The organism is Mycobacteriales bacterium (assembly GCA_035504215.1).
Taxonomy (GTDB): domain Bacteria; phylum Actinomycetota; class Actinomycetes; order JAFAQI01; family JAFAQI01; genus DATAUK01.
The window spans coordinates 1-16,848 of record DATJSI010000072.1; the positions used below are offsets into that span (position 1 = coordinate 1).

A 16,848-nucleotide genomic window follows, 5' to 3' on the forward strand; every position below is an offset into this window, starting at 1 on the left:
GGCGGTCGTCGAAGACGAGCTCGACTTGACTCTCCCATGGCACGAAGCGCCGCCAACCCGTTCGCGGCGGGGGGTAGCCGAGGCGTTCGGTTGCGACGATCACGAGATCAAGCCTGCCTCAACGGTGCCCAAAAGCGGCACCTATCGACCGCCTTGGTAGTTGTAGCCGTGTTCGATGTTCAGTAGCCACTCGTTGTGGAGAGCCAGTGGTCCGAAGAACGGCAGGAGGTCGTGCGGAGTCGTGCTCCGGTCGTGGATGTTCGCATTGGTGATGTCCTCGATGAACCCGACGTTGGCGAGGTTTCGCTCGTCCCGGCCACCGTCGGCCAGGATCCCCTCGACGGCGACGCAGGCACGAGCCAGTTCCGTCGTATCGCCCTCCGAGAGGCGTCGAACCAGATAGCGGACCAAAGCGGCAACCCAGATGTATCGGCCATCATCCTCGTCGACGGCCAACGACTCCTCGCTCGATGCGAACCCGGGGCATGCATCAGCGAGCGCCCGCCAAGCGCCCTCGTAGTCCACCTCGGCATCCGGAGCCATGAGATGTATTTCGGCACACACCGACATGTCGTGTAGCGCCGGTTATGGTCGATCGGCTTTGTGTTCGGTGGCTGGGGTCGTCACGCCGTTGCGCTATCCCTGCCCGGCGGGGAACGGCGTAACTGCCGCAAGCACCCCGAGAGCAATCGCGAGCCCGAGCAGCACCACGACGTCGAGCCGGCGCTTTCGGACCACGAGCAGGCCGGCATCACGCGGGCTCAGCACCAGCCGCAGCAGCGCGGCGGCACCGAGGCCGCCGCACACGACGAACATGCCGGTCCGTGGGTGGTGCAGGGCGGCGATCAGTACGCCGACCGCCACCGTGACCGTCACCAACGAGAGCGGGTCGATCCGGCGGCGCGGCGCCTGGGTGGGCGCGGAGGGCGGCTCGGGCGGCGACGGGTCGGTCACGGGAGGCGACGGGTCGGTCACGGGTTGGTGCCGGGACGTTGCGGCGGCGGCTGCTCGCCCGACAGAACTGCCATCGCGAGGTTGGCCTGGGCCGCTCGCACCAACACGTGGTCCGTGGTGAAGCCGGAGATCGACGTGAACGGGATCTGGGCGCCCGCCAGCCGGCTCGCGACATCGGCGAGGAAGCCGACCTGCTCCCACGGCAGCGGCCCCGGGAACGTGATGCGCTGCCAGCCCAGGTCGGTGTCCAGGGCCTGCTGTGACCAGGCATCCTCGCTCAGCAGCGCAGCGTCGCAGACGACCGTGACTTCCAGGTCACTCGAGACGACCGCGGTGAAGCGGTCGCCGGGGACGGCCGGCGGCTGCCAACCGGCGGGAAGGCGCAGCACCGCCAGCTCGACCGGATCGAGGCTCGGCGACAGATCTTTCATTTCGGGCTGATCCTAGGACGCGACGGATCGCCGGTGCCTGGCCTCCGCCGCTTCGATGCAGTTGCGGAACAGCATCGCAACCGTGGTCGGACCGACCCCGCCGATGCGAGGCGTGATGGCGCCGGCGACCTCGGCGCACGACTCGTCGACGTCGGGGAGCAGCCGCCGCCCCTCGTAACGAACGCCGCCGCCGACGACCACCGAGCCGGGGCTGATGTGTTCCGGCTGCAGGATGCCCGGCACGCCGGCGGCCGCGATCACGATCTCTGCGCGGCGGGTGTAGTCGGGCCAGTTCGGCACGCCGGTGTGAACCACGGTGACCGCGGCGTTGGCGGTCGGGCGCTTCTGGGTCAGCAGCAGCGACAACGGCCGCCCGAGCGTCGTACCGCGACCGAGGATGCACACCGGTCGGCCCGCGACCGGGATCTCGTAGTAGGCGAGCAATGCCTCGATCCCGGCCGGGGTGCACGGCACCGGACCCGGCATGCCGAGCGCCAGCCGCCCCATGTTGGTCGGGTGCAGCCCGTCGACATCCTTGTCAGGATTCATCGCCATCAGTGCCGCGTCGAAGTCGATCTGCGGCGGCGTGGGGTGCTGCACGAGCATCGCGTCGACGGCGTCATCGGTATTAAACTCACGAATCGCGGCGATGACGTCGGCCTGGCTCGCGTCCTGCGGGAGGTGCACGTGCGGGGAGCGCAACCCGAGCTCCGCCGCCTTGTCCTGCTTGACCTTGATGTAGCCCGCGCTCGCCGAGTCGTCGCCCACGAGAATCGTGCCGAGACCGGGCGGGCGTCCCGCCGCCTTGAGCGCCTCGATCCGGGGCGCGAGCTCGGCCAGGACGGCATCCGCCACCGGTCCGCCGGGAAGCAGGCGTGCGGTCATCGGTGCTGGGCCTCCGCTTCGACGATCAGTGGAAGAAGTGCCGGGTGCCGGTGAAGTACAGGCTGACACCCGCGGCAGCTGCCGCCTCGATCGCCAGCTCGTCGCGCAGCGAGCCGCCGGGCTCGACCACCGCGCGCACACCACCGTCGATCAGCACCTGAAGGCCGTCGGGGAACGGGAAGAACGCGTCGCTCGCCGCGACCGAACCCTTGGCGCGGTCACCGGCCCGCGCCACTGCTAGCCGCGCGGAGTCGACCCGGTTGACCTGGCCCATACCGACCCCGACGGTAGCTCCGCCGGACGCGAGCACGATCGCGTTCGACTTCACGGCCCGGCAGGCCCGCCAGGCGAAGCCGAGCTCGGCGAGGGTCTCATCGTCGACCGGCTCACCGGCCTTCAGCTCCCAGCCGGCCGGGTCGTCGCCAGTGGCGTCGAGCCGGTCGACCGTCTGCATCAGCATCCCGCCGCTAATCGCCTTGAACTCCAACGGATCCGGGTGCTCATCCGGCGGGCAGCGGAGCACCCGCAACTTCGCCTTGGTACCGAACACCTCGAGCGCGGCCTCGTCATAGTCCGGCGCGCAGATCACCTCGGTGAGGATGCCCGACAGCTGCTCGGCCAACGCCTTCGTGACGGTCCGGTTGGCTGCGATCACCCCGCCATACGCCGACACCGGGTCGCACTCGTGGGCGAGCCGGTGCGCCTCGGCGATGTCCCGCCCGACTGCGATGCCGCACGGGTTGGCGTGCTTGATGATCGCGACGCACGGCTGATCGAAGTCGGACGCCGCGCGCCGGGCGGCGTCGGTGTCGACGTAGTTGTTGTACGAGAGTTCGGGGCCGTGCAGCTGCTCGGCGGCCGCGAGCCCGCCGCGCCAGTGCCGGTAGAGCGCCGCTCGCTGGTGCGGGTTCTCGCCGTAGCGCAGGACTGCCGCACGCTCCCAGGTGGCTCCCGTCCAGGTCGGGAAGCCGGTCCCGTCGTCGGTCGGGACGAGGACGTTGCCCATCCACGACGCCACCGCCACGTCGTACGACGCGGTGTGCGCGAATGCCCGGGCCGCCAGCCGCTGGCGTTCCTCGAGGGTGAAGCCGCCGGCGGCGAGTGCCTCGGCGACCTCCGGGTACGCGGCCGGGTCGACGACGACCGCCACCGAAGGGTGGTTCTTCGCGGCCGCGCGCACCATCGTGGGGCCACCGATGTCGATCTGCTCGACGCACTCGTCCGGAGCAGCACCGGAGGCGACGGTGTCGCGGAACGGGTAGAGGTTGACGACCACGAGATCGAACGCCTCGACGCCGAGCGCCTCGAGCTGGGCGGCATGCTCGGGTTTGCGCAGGTCGGCCAAGATGCCGGCGTGCACCTTCGGGTGCAGCGTCTTCACCCGCCCGTCGAGGCACTCGGGAAATCCGGTGAGCTCCTCGACCGCGGTCACCGGCACACCTGCGTCGCGCAGCCGCGCCGCGGTCGAACCGGTCGACACGATCTCGACGCCGGCGGCGGCGAGCACACGCCCGAGGTCATCGAGCCCGGTCTTGTCGTAGACGCTGACCAGCGCGCGGGTGATGCGACGCCTGCTCATCCGATCGTGACCTTTCTGTCGGTGACCTGCCAGCCCTCGCGCGCCATCCGTCCGATCGTCTCGATCAGCATCGCCCGCTCCGCGGTCTTGATCCGCTCGTGCAAGCTCGCTTCGTCGTCGTCGGGCGCCACGTCGACGGCGCGCTGCGCGATGATCGGGCCGGTGTCGACCCCGCGGTCGACCATGAACAGTGTGCAACCGGTGATCGTGACGCCCTGCGCCAGCGCGTCCCTGACGCCGTGCGTTCCGGGGAACGACGGCAGCAGCGCCGGATGGGTGTTGACGTAGCGGCCACCGAAGCGATCCAGGAAGGCCGCTCCGGCAAGCTTCATGAAACCGGCGGAGACAATCAGATCGGGCTCGTGCTTCGCGACCTCATCGGCGAAGGCGGCGTCCCACGCCTCCCGGTCCGGAAAGTCGGGCACCCGCAGCACGAAGGTCGGGACGCCGGCCCGTTCGGCCCGGGCGAGTGCCTCGATGCCGTCCCGGTCGGCTCCGACCGCGACCACCGTCGCGCCGTACGCCGGGTCGCCGGTCGCGTCCAGGAGCGCGGCGAGGTTCGTGCCGGTGCCGGAGACCAGCACAACGAGCCGGGCGGACAGGCTGACTCCCCGGTAGTCGGTCGGATGGACGGGGGACGCAGGGAACGGGGAAGAGTGCTCAGGATACCGTCCGGGCGCACCTCGATCTGCCATGCTGCCCGCGTGAGCGCCGCGGTTGCCCCTCATGCCTGCTCCGACCACGCGCGGCGACCGGCGGTACGCGTCGGCGGCCGCTATCTCGCGGTCGCCTCGGTCGCGATCGTCGTCGCGGCGCTGCACATCCCGCACCGGCCGGCGACGCTGTGCCTGTTCCGGGAGCTCACCGGCCTGCCGTGCCCGTTCTGCGGCGGCACGACCGCCGCGGTGCGGCTCGGGCACGGTGACGTGCTCGGCGCGCTGCGCACTTCGCCGCTCGCGGTCGGCCTGCTGGCCGGCTGGCCGCTGTACGACGTGATCCGGCCACCGCGATGGTGGCGCGAGTCGAAACGCAACCGGGTACTGGTGATCGCCGCCGTACTCATCGCGTCGGAGATCTGGCAGCTCGTGCGGTTCGGCGTGATCTCGCTGTGATGGCACCAATCCCGCCGCGCGCCCCTCGCGGCCCCTATTGTCCGCACTGAGGCTGTTCGCAGCACCGACCGGAAGGGCACGAGATGACCACACCGGAAGACCCGGGCCAGCCGCCGTCGGAAGGCACGCCGCCGCCCCCGCCGCCCCCGGACTACGGAACGCCGCCTCCGGCCTATGGAACACCGCCGCCCGAGTACAGCGCCCCGCCGCCGCAGTACGGCGCCCCTCCGGCCTACGGCGGTGGTGGCAACTACGAGCAGCCGGTCGGCTACTCGGGCCCGCCGCTCGCCTCGTGGATCCAGCGCGTCGGCGGTTTCCTCATCGACTTCCTGATCGTGTTCATCCCTTCGGCGATCCTTGGCATCGCGACCGGCAGCAGGGTCGTCGACAACATCGTCGGGTTGGTGATCGGGATCGTCATCGCCTACATGAACGGCGCGACCGGACAGTCTCCGGGCAAGCGCCTGGTCGGCTTGAAGCTGATCAAGGCGCAGGACGGCCAGCTGCTCGGCGGCGGCATGGGAATCGTGCGTTGGATCTGCCACATCCTCGACTCGCTGGCCTGCCTGATCGGCTGGTTCTGGCCGCTGTGGGACTCGAAGCGCCAGACGTTCGCCGACAAGATCGTCGGCACCGTGGTCGTGAAGCTCTGAGTCGATGACGACCCCCGACGATCCGGGCACGTCGTCCGGTGAGGGCTCGGCGCCGGAGGATCCGTATCAGGCGCCGCAGTTCGGCAACCCCGACTACGGCGCACCGCGGCCGAACTCGCCGTCGTTCGGCGCCCAGCCGCCGCCGTACTACGGCGGGGCGACGCCCGGGGCCCAGCCGCCACCGGGCGGATCTCCGCCGCCGTACGGACAGCCGCCGCCTTATGGCCAGCCTCCGCCTTATGGCCAGCCGCCGCCCTACGGCCAGCCGCCGCCGGCGTACGGGCAGCAACCGCCGTACGGACAACCGCCGCCCTACGGCTACACCCAGCCGGCCTATGGGTACGGCGCGCCGCAGGGCTACGGGCCGCCGCTCGGCACCGGCGTCGGATGCATCGCGTCGATGGGCAACCGGCTCGGCGCCCGGATCATCGACGGCCTGCTGATCGGTGCGGTCGTCGTGGCCATCGCGATCCCGTTGGGCATCAGCATCGTCCACAACTCGCACACCGTGACGAACCCGGACGGCACCACCACGGTGACGACGAGTCACGCTGACATCGGTGCGCTGTTCGCGGTGCTGGCGATCTTCGCGATCATCGGCATCCTCTACGAGGTGGGGATGATCGCGGTCCGGGGCGCGACGCTGGGCAAGATGGCGGCCGGGGTGAAGGTGATCCGAGCCGACAACGGTCAGGTGCCCGGGTGGGGCTCGTCGTTCGTCCGGTGGATCATCCCGACCGCGGCGGGGTTCCTCTGCAGCCTGCTCACGCTGCTGGTCTACATCTCTCCGTTCTTCGACGGCGCGCACCGCAACCAGGGCTGGCACGACAAGGCGGCCAGCACCTTCGTGGTCAGGACGCGCTGACCTCGCCGTCGGGCTGAGCCTCGGCGGCCACCAGATCGATAGTGGGTTCGCCGCTTCGTCGACGAAGGGCGTACACGGCAAGCACCACCGCGCAGACGACCGCCGTCTCGGCCGCCGCGGCGAGGCCGGTCTGCCACGGCGAAGGCCCGAACGCACGCAGCCGGCCGGGACCGGCCGGGCCGCCGGAGAAACCCAGCGCGAGCGCGACGCCGACGCCGAGCACGGCGCTCGTGATCGCGACGCCGCGCGCGCGGGTCGCCAGGTCTGAGGCCTCGACGCAGGCCAGTCGCCGCCCGGCGACCACTCCGGCCGCGATGACGGCCACGACGCAGTACGCCACCACCGGGAGTGGCGCCCGGCCGGTGGGTGCCGTCGCCACCAGCGGCAGGGCGGGCAGCGCCCCGAGATGCGCGCCACCGAGGGCTACCGACGTACCGGTGCCGAGCCCGAAACCCGGCCCGAGAAGGTACCCGAGCGCGAACAGCACGGTGTTCGGCAGCAGGACCACCGACAGCAGCAGCATCGAGACCTTCCCCGGCCCGCCGGAGTAGTGGTCGAGGACGCCGGTGAAGCGGTGCAGGTGCACCAGGACGTCTGCCGCCGCGAGCAGCGCCGCTGCGCCGAGCAGAACCGCCCCGGCGACTCCGGCGGCCTGCAGCGGCACCCGCGCGGCGCCCGGGGTCCACTCCCACAGCCCGCGCCCGAGCCCGCAGCCGCGGACGGCGCCGAGGCCGGCGAACCCGGTCCCGACGATGCCGGTGCAGACGACCGAGGCACCGATCGACGGGTGGATGGTCCAGCTACCGGAGAACCCGGCGAGCACGCCGCCGATGACGGCATAGGGCAGGGCGACCGAGGCGATAACCGGACCGAGGTCGCGCACCTCGGTACACCGGCTGGCGCGAGCCACCAGCGAGCTTGCTCTGGCCAGCATCAGGCCGAGGCCGACGGTCAGCACCAGGGGCGGGATCGCGATCGCGCCGCCATCGACCCGCAAGGGGCTTCGGTGTGCGACCAGCCAGAGCTGGCCGGCCAGCCGCAGCGCGGCACCCGCGCTGGCGCTGGAGCGGGAGTCGGCGGCCCAGATGATGAGCGCCACGACGTAGAGCGAGCCGATGCCGAGCGCGGCCGCCCAGGCGGCACCGAACGCGCCGCGGATCCACACGGAGGCGGCCAGCTCCGGCTCCGGGTGGTCCGGGCGACGCGGGCGCGAGGGACGCGACGAAGCGGGTGGGCGGTCCTTGGTCGCGGTGGCCGATCCGCGGCCGGCTGGAACGCGGCTGGGGCGGAGCTTGCCGTGGGTGAGGTCGGCCACCCCGCGATGGTGACAGCCGGCAACGCCTGAGGCGGGTGTTACACGCCGCAGCCGTACATAACGTCACCAATGGCCCACCGGGGACGGCGCAAGGCAGCGACACCGGGCCCAGCGGCACCGGACGATCCGTGGCCGCAGTCCGTTCAGCGGCCGCGGGTCAGCGGCCGACGATCTCCGCCATCAGCCGGGCGGTCTCGCTCGGCGTCTTGCCGACCCGCACGCCGACCGCCTCGAGCGCTGCCGCCTTCGCCGCCGCAGTCCCCGAGGAGCCGGAGACGATCGCGCCGGCGTGGCCCATCGTCTTGCCCTCGGGCGCCGTGAACCCGGCGACATACCCCACGACCGGCTTGGTGACGTTGGCCTTGATGAAGTCGGCCGCTCGCTCCTCGGCGTCGCCGCCGATCTCGCCGATCATCACGATCGCCTCGGTGTCGGGGTCGTCCTGGAAGGCGGCCAGGCAGTCGATGTGCGTCGTACCGATCACCGGGTCGCCGCCGATGCCGACCCCGGTCGAGAAGCCGATGCTGCTCAGCTCGTACATCATCTGGTAGGTCAGCGTGCCGGACTTCGAGACCAGCCCGATCGGGCCCGGGCCGGTGATGTCGGCGGGGATGATGCCCGCGTTGGCCTGGCCGGGCGAGATCAGGCCGGGGCAGTTCGGTCCGATGATGCTGGTCGTGCCGCGCTCGCGGGCGTAGGCGAAGAAGTACGCCGTGTCCTGGACCGGCACCCCCTCGGTGATGACGACGAGCAGCGGAATGCCCGCGTCGACCGCCTCGAGCGCCGCGTCCTTGGTGAACGCGGCCGGCACGAACCCGACCGAAACATCCGCACCGGTCTCGGCCATGGCTTCGGCAACCGTCGCGAAAACGGGAATCCCGTCGACGTCGGTGCCGGCCTTGCGGGCGTTGACACCACCCACGATGTTGGTGCCGGCAGCCACCATCCGACGGGTGTGCTTGGTCCCCTCGGAGCCGGTGATGCCCTGGACGATGACCCTGCTGTCCTTCGTGAGCCAGATCGCCATCAGGCCGCCCCTCCGACGCTCGCGAGCTCGGCCGCGCGTTGCGCGGCGCCGTCCATCGTGTCGACCTGCTCGACCATGGGATGTGCTGCCTCGGTGAGAATCCGCCGGCCCTCCTCGGCGTTGTTGCCATCGAGCCGGACGACCAGCGGACGGGTCACCTGCTCACCTCGGCCCTCGAGCAACGACAGCGCCTGGACGATGCCGTTGGCGACCGCGTCGCAGGACGTGATGCCGCCGAACACGTTGACGAACACCGAGCGCACCGATGGGTCGGACATGATCACGTCGAGCCCGTTGGCCATGACCTCGGCGGATGCGCCGCCGCCGATGTCGAGGAAGTTGGCGGGACGCACCCCGCCGAAGCTCTCGCCTGCATACGCGACGACATCGAGCGTCGACATCACCAGGCCCGCGCCGTTGCCGATGATCCCGACCTCTCCGTCGAGCTTCACGTAGTTGAGATGCAACTCCTTCGCCCGCACTTCGAGCGGGTCGGTCGACGAGACGTCGCGATACGCGTCGTGAACCGCTTCATGCCGGAACGCCGCGTTGTCGTCGAGCGTGACCTTTCCGTCGAGCGCGAGGATCTCGTCGTCAGGGGTACGCACCAACGGGTTGACCTCGACCAGCGTGGCTTCTTCCCCGACGAAGACCCGCCACAGCTGTTCGATGACCGCGGCGGCCCGGTCGCGAACCTCCTCGGGGATGTTGCCGGCCGACGCGATCTCCATGGCCTTGGTCGCGCTGACGCCTTCGACCGGGTCGATCGGCACCCGCGCGAGCGCGTCCGGGCGCTCGACGGCGAGCTCCTCGATCTCCATCCCGCCCTCGGCCGAGCACATCGCCAGGTAGTTGCGGCTGCCGCGGTCGAGCAAGAACGAGAAGTAGTACTCGGTGCCGATGTCGGCCGCCTGCGAGATCAGCAGCGTGCGGACTTCGTGCCCCTTGATGTCCATCCCGAGGATTGCGCCGGCCTTCTCGACCGCGTCGTCGGCGGACGGCGCGAACTTCACACCGCCGGCCTTGCCGCGGCCGCCGGTCTTCACCTGCGCCTTCACCATCACCGGGCCGCCACCGAGCTCCTCGACCGCCGGCCGTACCTCGTCGACGCTCGTGACCACGACCTGCCGGGTCGTCGGTACGCCGTACTTGGCGAACAGCTCCTTGGCCTGCCACTCGAACAGGTCCACGCTCACTCCTTCACCGCAGCGTCGGGCGAGCGGTGCGCTGCGCCCGGCCTGGCTACCGTATCGACCGCCGGTACGGCGCCTGCGCGGGTCCCGAGCCGAGGCGGGTCAGGCGCCGCCGCTGACCGTCACGTGGTCGCTCACCCACTCGACGATCGCCGCCGTCGGCGTACCCGGTGTGAAGATCTGGGCCACGCCGATCTCCTTCAACGGCGCGATGTCCGCGTCCGGGATGATCCCGCCGCCGAAGACGACGATGTCGCGAGCGTCTGCCTCGTCGAGCAGCTCGATGACCCGCTTGAACAGGGTCATGTGGGCGCCGGAGAGCACCGAGAGCCCGATCGCGTGCGCATCCTCCTGGATCGCGGTGGCAACGATCTGTTCCGGCGTCTGGTGCAGGCCGGTGTAGATGACCTCCATGCCGGCGTCCCGTAGCGCGCGGGCGACCACCTTCGCGCCGCGGTCGTGCCCGTCGAGGCCCGGTTTCGCCACCACAACGCGGATCGGCATCGACGTCCTCCTCGACCGGCGGAGGTCGCCGGGCCTGCCGCAAGGATATTCGGCGCCCGCTCGCGGGCCCGAGGTAACGTTTCCAGCATGCAGCGGGGGGCGGCTCTCGGGCGCGCGGTCAAGGGCACCGCAGTCGAAGCCGCCTGGATCGCGACCCATCTGGTGAGCTACCCGTTCGGCGTGGCCCAAGAGCGGATCAGGCCGGCTGCCGAGCGGTACTCCCTCGGCAAGCTCTCACCGGTGCACCGAGGGCTGTTCATCGGCGACGTCGAGGCGGCCGGCACGCCGATCCTGCTGGTACACGGCCTGGTCGACAACCGCTCGATCTTCACCCTGCTCCGCCGGCACCTGCGCCGGCGCGGCTTCGGGCGGGTCTGGACGATGAACTACCGGATCTGGACCGCCGATCTGCGCGACGCCGCCCACCGGCTCGCCTCGTCGGTGGAGTCGATCTGCGAGCTGACCGGCTACGAGCGGATCCACGTCGTCGGCCACTCGATGGGCGGGCTGGTGGCGCGGTACTACGTCCAGCGGCTCGGCGGCGACTCCCGGGTGCACACGCTGGTCACGCTCGGTACGCCGCACCACGGCACCCGGACCGCCCGGTTGTTCCCGCGCGGCGTGTGCCAGCAGCTGGCTCCCGACAGCACGATCGTGGAGGAGCTGGGGGAGCCGGCCCCCGAGTGCCAGACCCGCTTCGTCTCGTTCTGGAGCGACATCGATGCGCTGATCTCACCGAAGCGGGCCGCCGCGATCGACCATCCGGACCTGTCGGCGCGCAACATCCTGGTGCGCGGCGTCGGCCACATGTCACTGCCGATCGACCGGCGGATCGTCCGCGAGATCACCCACACGCTCGCCCACCTCAACTCGCACGGCGCGACGCTGACCGCGGGCGTGACCCGGCTGGGCTCGCCCGGCCAGCCTCAGGTGGCGCCGTACGCCGTGAAGGACGTCGACAGCGCCTGAATGCTGGCCGGGCAGGCGCTGGCCGGCTGGTCGTGGGTCAGAGTGCAGATCGCCGCGGTGATGTAGTTGGCCGCGCCGAGGATCGCCTTCGCCACCGCGGAGGTCGGATCGGACAGAGCAGCGGAGATCTGCGACCACGTCTTGCCGACCAGCACGCCGGGATCGACCATGCCGGACGTGCTGACGTACTTCCCGTCGAAGTACAGGAACGGGTAGCCCGGGCCGTTGGACCCCGGCGCGACGTATTTCGAGAACTGGGCGTTCTCGAACGACGTCAGTGCCTGGAGCTTGCCGCCGGTCTGGTCCTCTTGTTCCTTCGGGTCGAAGCTCAGGTACTTGCTGGTGTACCTCGCGTGCAGGAACGTGAAGGTCGCGATGTCGTCCTCGTGCGAGCGGATCTGCTCGAGACCGGAGAAGGTGCCGAACCGCGAGAGCGCCTGGATCAGCGCCCAACGCTCGGCTGCGCAGTACGGGCAGAACTCGGCGCCGATGTAGAGCACGGTGGGCTTTCCCGCGGAGGCGAGCGGCTGACCGCCCCGGATGGTCTCGGGCAGGCCGCCGGCCAGGATGCCGCTGCCCCCGGCGCCCACCGCGGAGATGGTCGATGCCGGCACCGAGGTCAGCCGGCTCACCACGGCCGCCGATGCGGTCGTCGCCGAGCCGGACTTGCCCTTGTGGTTGATCGCCACCACCGCACCGATGACGGCAACGATGGCCAGGACGACGACCACGCCGATGACGGTCAGTGCCCGCCGGCGCTGGCGCAGCCGCTCCTCCTCGACCCGAGCCGCCGCGGCCTTCTCGCGGGCGGACGCCGCCTGTCCCTGCCGGCGGCTTCGGTTGGTCTCCCGCCCCATGTCGAGCGCTACTCCCGGATCGGGTCCAACGGCCGCAACAGGTACGCCGCCAGGATCGTGAGGAACAGCAAGAACGTCACGATGTGTACGCCCGTGCAGTAGATGCAGATCGACTTGATCTTCACGACCTCGGCGTAGACCAGGTAGGAGACCATCCCGATCCCGGCGACCCCGGCTGCGAGGCGGAGCCGGTCGAGCCAGATGTTGGCGACCCGCCAGGCCCACGGGCTCACGAGCGCGACCATGACGACGTAGTAGATGAGCCCGGCGAGCGCGACCGGGATGTGCCCGAACAGCTCCGACCAGGAGCTCGTCGTCACCTTGGCGCAGTCGATCTTCCCCGAAGCCGGGCAGCCGGCGAAGCTGGTCGAGCCGCTGAAGTGCTGGATGGTCAGGTAGATCGAGAGGCCGAGCCCGATCAACGACAGCGGGAACGTGACCGGTGCGGCCCAGCGGACGTTGGGCCCGCTCGGGACGGAGCGAACCGGCGCGGCCGCCGTGGCCGGAGCCGGTCTCGAGGTCCGGGTCTTGGTAGCGGCGCCGCCGCGGGACCTAGCCACCGAGCTGACTCTGGATGGTGGTGATCATCGGCGACAGGCAGACGCTGGCCGGCTGGTTGTTGGTCATCGAGCAGATCGTCGCTGTCGTCACGTTGGCCTCACCGTCGATCGCCTTCGCGATCTTGCTGTTCGGGTTGTTGAGCTGCGCGGCCACCTGGCTCTGGGTCAGGCCGGCGAGCAGGCCCGGGTCGTAGCTCTGCGAGGTCTGGACGTACTTCCCACCGTAATCGATGAACGGGAACGCGGGTGGGTTGCCGGTGTACTTCTCCCACAGCGCCGCCTCGGCGTTCGTCGGGTTCACCAGCGTGGCCTTCGTCCGCGTCTCGTTCTCGATCGGGACGAAGGTCAGGTACTTGCTGGAGTAGCTCGACTTGTAGAAGCTCCAGGTCGGCGTGTTGGGATCGACGTCGGTGCTGGACGAGCTGATCTCGTTCAGGTGCTTGAAGGTGCCGAACCGTGACAGTGCCTGGATCAGCGGCCAGCGCTCGGCCCCGCAGTACGGGCAGAACTCGGCGCCGATGAACAGCACCTCGGGCTTGCCGCCGGACGTGAGCGCCGGGTCGCTCACCTTCTTCGGCGCGAGCTTGTCCGACCCGAGTGCCACCTTGTTCAAGGTCGCCGCGCTGACCGACGTAAGGGTCTGCAGCGTGGCGGCATTCGCGGCCACCCGGTTGCCGGCAGCGCTCTGCTTGCCTTTGTGGTTGATCGCCACGACCGCCACCACGACCGCGGCGACCGCGATCACGACCACCGTGCTGATGACTGCCATGGCGCGGCGACGCTGGGCGTCACGCTGGTGCTGCTGGCGCGCGAGGGCCGCCTTCTCCCTGGCGGTCGTCGCCTGGTTCTGGCGACGCTGCTTGTTCGTTGTGCGACCCACGGCAGCCCTTTCGTGATCACCGGAAACTCCAGCCTAACGGGACATACGGGCGGAACCTGAGGAGCCGTTCAGGGTCAACCTTGGGGTTATCGGCCTGTTATCGACCGTTCTTCACAGCTTCACCACGGGGGCGTAGCGCAGCAACAGGCGCTTACGCCCCACCTCGGCGCCGAAGTCGACCTCCGCCTCGGCCGAGGAGTCCACCCCACGGACCGCCACGACAACGCCCATGCCGAAGGCATCGTGGGTGACCCGGTCGCCCGGCTGCAGCGATGGCACCGGCCGCAACCCCGGGCCGGCCGACCGACCGCGCCGGTTGGCACGCTCGATCGCCAGCGCGGAGGTGTTCGCGGTGGCCGAGCCATGCCACTCGACAAGCTCCGGAGGCAGGTCGTCGAGGAACCGCGATGGCGGGTTGTACGACGGCGAGCCCCACGCCGACCGGATGTTCGCGCGACTGACATAGAGGCGCTTCTCCGCCCGGGTGATCCCGACATAGGCCAGCCGGCGCTCCTCCTCGAGCTCGGTCGCGTTGCCGAGCGAGCGGATGTGCGGGAAGACGCCGTCCTCCATGCCGGAGAGGAAGACGACCGGGAACTCCAGCCCCTTCGCGGTGTGAAGGGTCATCAGCGTCACCACGCCGTCCGAGCCGTCCGAGTCGGGCACCTGGTCGGCGTCGGCGATCAGCGCGACCTGTTCCAGGAAGTCGCCGAGGGTGCCTTCGGGCCGGGTCTGCTCGAACTCCCGCGCGACCGAGACGAGCTCCTCGAGGTTCTCCACGCGCCCTTCGTCCTGCGGGTCCGAGCTGGCACGAAGCTCGGCGAGGTAGCCGCTGCGGTCGAGCACCGCCTCGAGGACGTCGCCGGGCGCTGCATCCGCCATCGACACCAGCTCGTCGATCAGCGCAACGAACGCCTGGATGGCATTCAACGAGCGCGACGCGAGGTTGGCATCGGCGGCCCGATGCAGCGCCTCGAAGAACGTGATCCGTTCGCGCTCGGCGAGAGTGGCGATCGCCCCTTCGGAGGTGTCGCCGATGCCGCGCTTGGGGGTGTTGAGGATCCGTCGTAGCGAGACGGTGTCGGACGGGTTGAAGACCACGCGGAGATAAGCGAGCGCGTCGCGAATCTCGCGCCGCTCATAGAAGCGGACTCCGCCGACGACCTTGTAGGGCAGCCCGACCCGGATAAACACTTCCTCGAACACGCGGCTCTGGGCATTGGTGCGGTAGAACACCGCGACGTCGCAGGGCCGAATGCCTTCGTTGTCGGCCAGCCGGTCGATCTCGGTGGCGATCCAGGCCGCCTCGTCGTGTTCGTTGTCAGCGACGTACCCGACGATCTTCTCGCCGGCACCGGCGTCGGACCACAGCCGCTTCGGCTTGCGGTCCGGGTTGCGTGCGATCACCGCGTTGGCGGCGTTCAGGATGGTCTGCGTCGAACGGTAGTTCTGCTCGAGCAGGATCACCCGCGCGTCGGGGTAGTCCGCCTCGAACTGGAGGATGTTGCGGATCGTTGCGCCCCGGAACGCGTAGACCGACTGGTCCGCATCGCCGACGACGCACAGCTCGGCGGCATCCTCGCCCTCGCCGACCAGCTCGCGGACGAGGACGTACTGCGCGTGGTTCGTGTCCTGGTACTCATCGACCAGCACGTGCCGGAACCGCCGCCGATAGTGCTCCGCGACCTCCGGGAAGAGCTGAAGGATGCTCACCGTCGTCATGATCAGGTCGTCGAAGTCCAGCGCGTTCGACTGGGCCAGCCGGCGCTGGTAGACCTCGTAGGCGTCCGCGACCATCCGCTCCAGATGGTTGGTCGCCTGGGCCTTGGCGGACTCGTAGTCGACCAGCTCGTTCTTGAGGTTGGAGACCTGGGCGCTGACCGAGCGCGGCGAGAGCCGCTTCGGGTCCAGGTCGAGGTCACGGCACACCGTGGTCATCAGCCGGCGGGAGTCATCCGCGTCGTAGATCGAGAACGAGCTGGTGAAGCCGAGCCGCTTGACCTCTGCGCGCAGGATCCGCACGCAGGCGGAGTGAAAGGTCGACACCCACATCGCGCGAGCCCGGTTGCCGACCAGCTTGGCAACCCGCTCCTTCATCTCGCCGGCCGCTTTGTTGGTGAAGGTGATCGCAAGCACCTGCCCGGGCTGGACACTGCGCTCGGCGAGCAGCCAGGCGACCCGGTGGGTGAGCACCCGCGTCTTGCCCGAGCCGGCGCCCGCGACGATCAGCAGCGGAGCGCCTTCGTGGACGACGGCGGCCCGCTGCTGCGGGTTCAGTCCTTCGAGCAGGGTCTCGGGGTCGACGACGGCTCGCGGGCGGGGCCGCTCGTGGTCGGGCTCAGCAGGGTCCGCGGGGTCCCCGCGCTCGTCGAAAAGGGTCGTCATCGGCGTACCGAGCCTATGTCCGGAGTCGGTCATCCCGGCGGGGTCCCACGCGCCGGTCCGCCCGGCGGATTAATGTCCAGCAGGTGATCGAGGACAGCAGTATCGAACGGATCCTGATCGTCACCGCGCATCCCGACGACGTCGACTTCGGGCTCGGGGGCACGGTTGCGCTCTGGACCAAGGCGGGGATCGACGTCACCTACTGCGTCGTGACGAACGGGGACGCGGGCGGATTCGACCCGAGCGTGCCGCGCAGCGCGATCGCCGGGATCCGCCAGGCCGAGCAGCGCGCCGCCGCGGCCGAGGTCGGCGTCAGCGACGTTCGGTTCCTCGGCTATCCGGACGGCCAGGTCGAGGTCAGCCTGGCTCTGCGGCGCGACATAGCCCGCGTGATCCGTGAGGTGCGGCCGCAGCGGCTCGTGGCCCAGTCCCCGGAGCGCCACATGGTGCGGATCCCGCCGTCGCATCCCGACCATCGTGCGGTCGGTGCGGCCACCCTCGATGCGCTCTACCCAGACGCCCGCAACCCGTTCGCCTTCGCCGAAGCGCTCGGCGACCTCGAGGCCTGGACCGTGCCCGAGACCTGGATCATGGGCATGGAGCGGGTCAACCACCACGTCGACGTCACCGACGTCTTCGAGCGCAAGAAGGCGGCCCTGCTCCAGCACAAGAGCCAGAT

The 16,848-nt window shown here is 70.0% G+C and carries 19 protein-coding genes; 5 read left to right on the plus strand and 14 right to left on the minus strand.

All coding sequences use genetic code 11. The annotated features are described in order from the left end of the window. Positions 1-141 precede the first annotated feature (141 nt). The 6 genes from VME70_08830 to purN form a co-directional block, all read right to left on the minus strand. Positions 142-564 (minus strand): hypothetical protein, encoded by a 423-nt coding sequence (locus tag VME70_08830; GenBank protein ID HTW20300.1) that lies wholly within the window; start codon positions 562-564, stop codon positions 142-144. 72 nt (positions 565-636) lie between these two features. Further along, entirely contained in the window at positions 637-975 is a 339-nt protein-coding gene (locus tag VME70_08835) for a DUF3017 domain-containing protein (protein ID HTW20301.1), read from the minus strand. Beyond that, the gene (locus tag VME70_08840; protein ID HTW20302.1) at positions 972-1,385 is read right to left on the minus strand and encodes an ACT domain-containing protein; all 414 of its coding nucleotides are present in this window, start codon (positions 1,383-1,385) and stop codon (positions 972-974) included. The genes VME70_08835 and VME70_08840 overlap by 4 nt, the downstream gene beginning before the upstream one ends. 12 nt (positions 1,386-1,397) lie before the next feature. Continuing rightward, complete coding sequence (locus VME70_08845; protein HTW20303.1) at positions 1,398-2,270, minus strand: tetrahydrofolate dehydrogenase/cyclohydrolase catalytic domain-containing protein; 873 nt, start codon at positions 2,268-2,270, stop codon at positions 1,398-1,400. Between the two features lie 25 nt (positions 2,271-2,295). After that, positions 2,296-3,849 carry a bifunctional phosphoribosylaminoimidazolecarboxamide formyltransferase/IMP cyclohydrolase gene (purH, locus tag VME70_08850; GenBank protein ID HTW20304.1) on the minus strand — a complete coding sequence of 518 codons (1,554 nt, stop codon included), beginning with the start codon at positions 3,847-3,849 and terminating at the stop codon, positions 2,296-2,298. Continuing rightward, on the minus strand, positions 3,846-4,544 hold the full coding sequence (gene purN, locus VME70_08855; protein ID HTW20305.1) for a phosphoribosylglycinamide formyltransferase: 699 nt from the start codon (positions 4,542-4,544) through the stop codon (positions 3,846-3,848). The genes purH and purN overlap by 4 nt, the downstream gene beginning before the upstream one ends. Before the next feature lie 9 nt (positions 4,545-4,553). Here purN and VME70_08860 point away from each other — a divergent pair, with 9 nt between their 5' ends. The 3 genes from VME70_08860 (at position 4,554) to VME70_08870 (ending at position 6,479) form a co-directional block, all read left to right on the plus strand. Further along, positions 4,554-4,961, plus strand: coding sequence for a DUF2752 domain-containing protein (locus tag VME70_08860; protein HTW20306.1), 408 nt, complete (start codon positions 4,554-4,556; stop codon positions 4,959-4,961). A gap of 83 nt (positions 4,962-5,044) precedes the next feature. Beyond that, a complete protein-coding gene (locus tag VME70_08865) occupies positions 5,045-5,614 on the plus strand; it encodes an RDD family protein (GenBank protein HTW20307.1) in 570 nt (189 codons plus the stop codon). A 4-nt stretch (positions 5,615-5,618) separates the two neighbouring features. Then, positions 5,619-6,479, plus strand: coding sequence for an RDD family protein (locus VME70_08870; GenBank protein ID HTW20308.1), 861 nt, complete (start codon positions 5,619-5,621; stop codon positions 6,477-6,479). Here VME70_08870 and VME70_08875 read toward each other — a convergent pair. From VME70_08875 to VME70_08890, 4 genes are all read right to left on the minus strand, one after another. After that, on the minus strand, positions 6,466-7,794 hold the full coding sequence (locus VME70_08875; GenBank protein ID HTW20309.1) for a DUF6350 family protein: 1,329 nt from the start codon (positions 7,792-7,794) through the stop codon (positions 6,466-6,468). The two genes, VME70_08870 and VME70_08875, sit on opposite strands and share 14 nt — an antisense overlap. A 157-nt stretch (positions 7,795-7,951) precedes the next feature. Further along, entirely contained in the window at positions 7,952-8,821 is an 870-nt protein-coding gene (gene sucD / locus VME70_08880) for a succinate--CoA ligase subunit alpha (GenBank protein HTW20310.1), read from the minus strand. Then, positions 8,821-10,011, minus strand: coding sequence for an ADP-forming succinate--CoA ligase subunit beta (gene sucC / locus VME70_08885; protein ID HTW20311.1), 1,191 nt, complete (start codon positions 10,009-10,011; stop codon positions 8,821-8,823). Before sucC ends, sucD begins: the two co-directional genes overlap by 1 nt. A gap of 105 nt (positions 10,012-10,116) precedes the next feature. Continuing rightward, positions 10,117-10,518 carry a cobalamin B12-binding domain-containing protein gene (locus VME70_08890; GenBank protein ID HTW20312.1) on the minus strand — a complete coding sequence of 134 codons (402 nt, stop codon included), beginning with the start codon at positions 10,516-10,518 and terminating at the stop codon, positions 10,117-10,119. 87 nt (positions 10,519-10,605) lie between these two features. Here VME70_08890 and VME70_08895 point away from each other — a divergent pair, with 87 nt between their 5' ends. After that, positions 10,606-11,487 (plus strand): alpha/beta fold hydrolase, encoded by an 882-nt coding sequence (locus VME70_08895; GenBank protein HTW20313.1) that lies wholly within the window; start codon positions 10,606-10,608, stop codon positions 11,485-11,487. Here the strand turns inward: VME70_08895 and VME70_08900 are convergent. From VME70_08900 to pcrA, 4 genes are all read right to left on the minus strand, one after another. Then, positions 11,445-12,344, minus strand: coding sequence for a DUF929 family protein (locus tag VME70_08900; GenBank protein HTW20314.1), 900 nt, complete (start codon positions 12,342-12,344; stop codon positions 11,445-11,447). The two genes, VME70_08895 and VME70_08900, sit on opposite strands and share 43 nt — an antisense overlap. Positions 12,345-12,352: 8 nt before the next feature. Beyond that, a complete protein-coding gene (locus tag VME70_08905; protein ID HTW20315.1) occupies positions 12,353-12,904 on the minus strand; it encodes a vitamin K epoxide reductase family protein in 552 nt (183 codons plus the stop codon). Further along, positions 12,897-13,784, minus strand: coding sequence for a DUF929 family protein (locus VME70_08910; protein ID HTW20316.1), 888 nt, complete (start codon positions 13,782-13,784; stop codon positions 12,897-12,899). Before VME70_08910 ends, VME70_08905 begins: the two co-directional genes overlap by 8 nt. Before the next feature lie 111 nt (positions 13,785-13,895). Continuing rightward, a complete protein-coding gene (gene pcrA / locus VME70_08915; GenBank protein HTW20317.1) occupies positions 13,896-16,169 on the minus strand; it encodes a DNA helicase PcrA in 2,274 nt (757 codons plus the stop codon). A gap of 83 nt (positions 16,170-16,252) precedes the next feature. Between pcrA and VME70_08920 the strand changes: the two genes are divergently transcribed. Beyond that, positions 16,253-16,848 (plus strand): PIG-L deacetylase family protein (locus VME70_08920; GenBank protein HTW20318.1); only part of this gene is annotated, 596 nt, incomplete at its 3' end.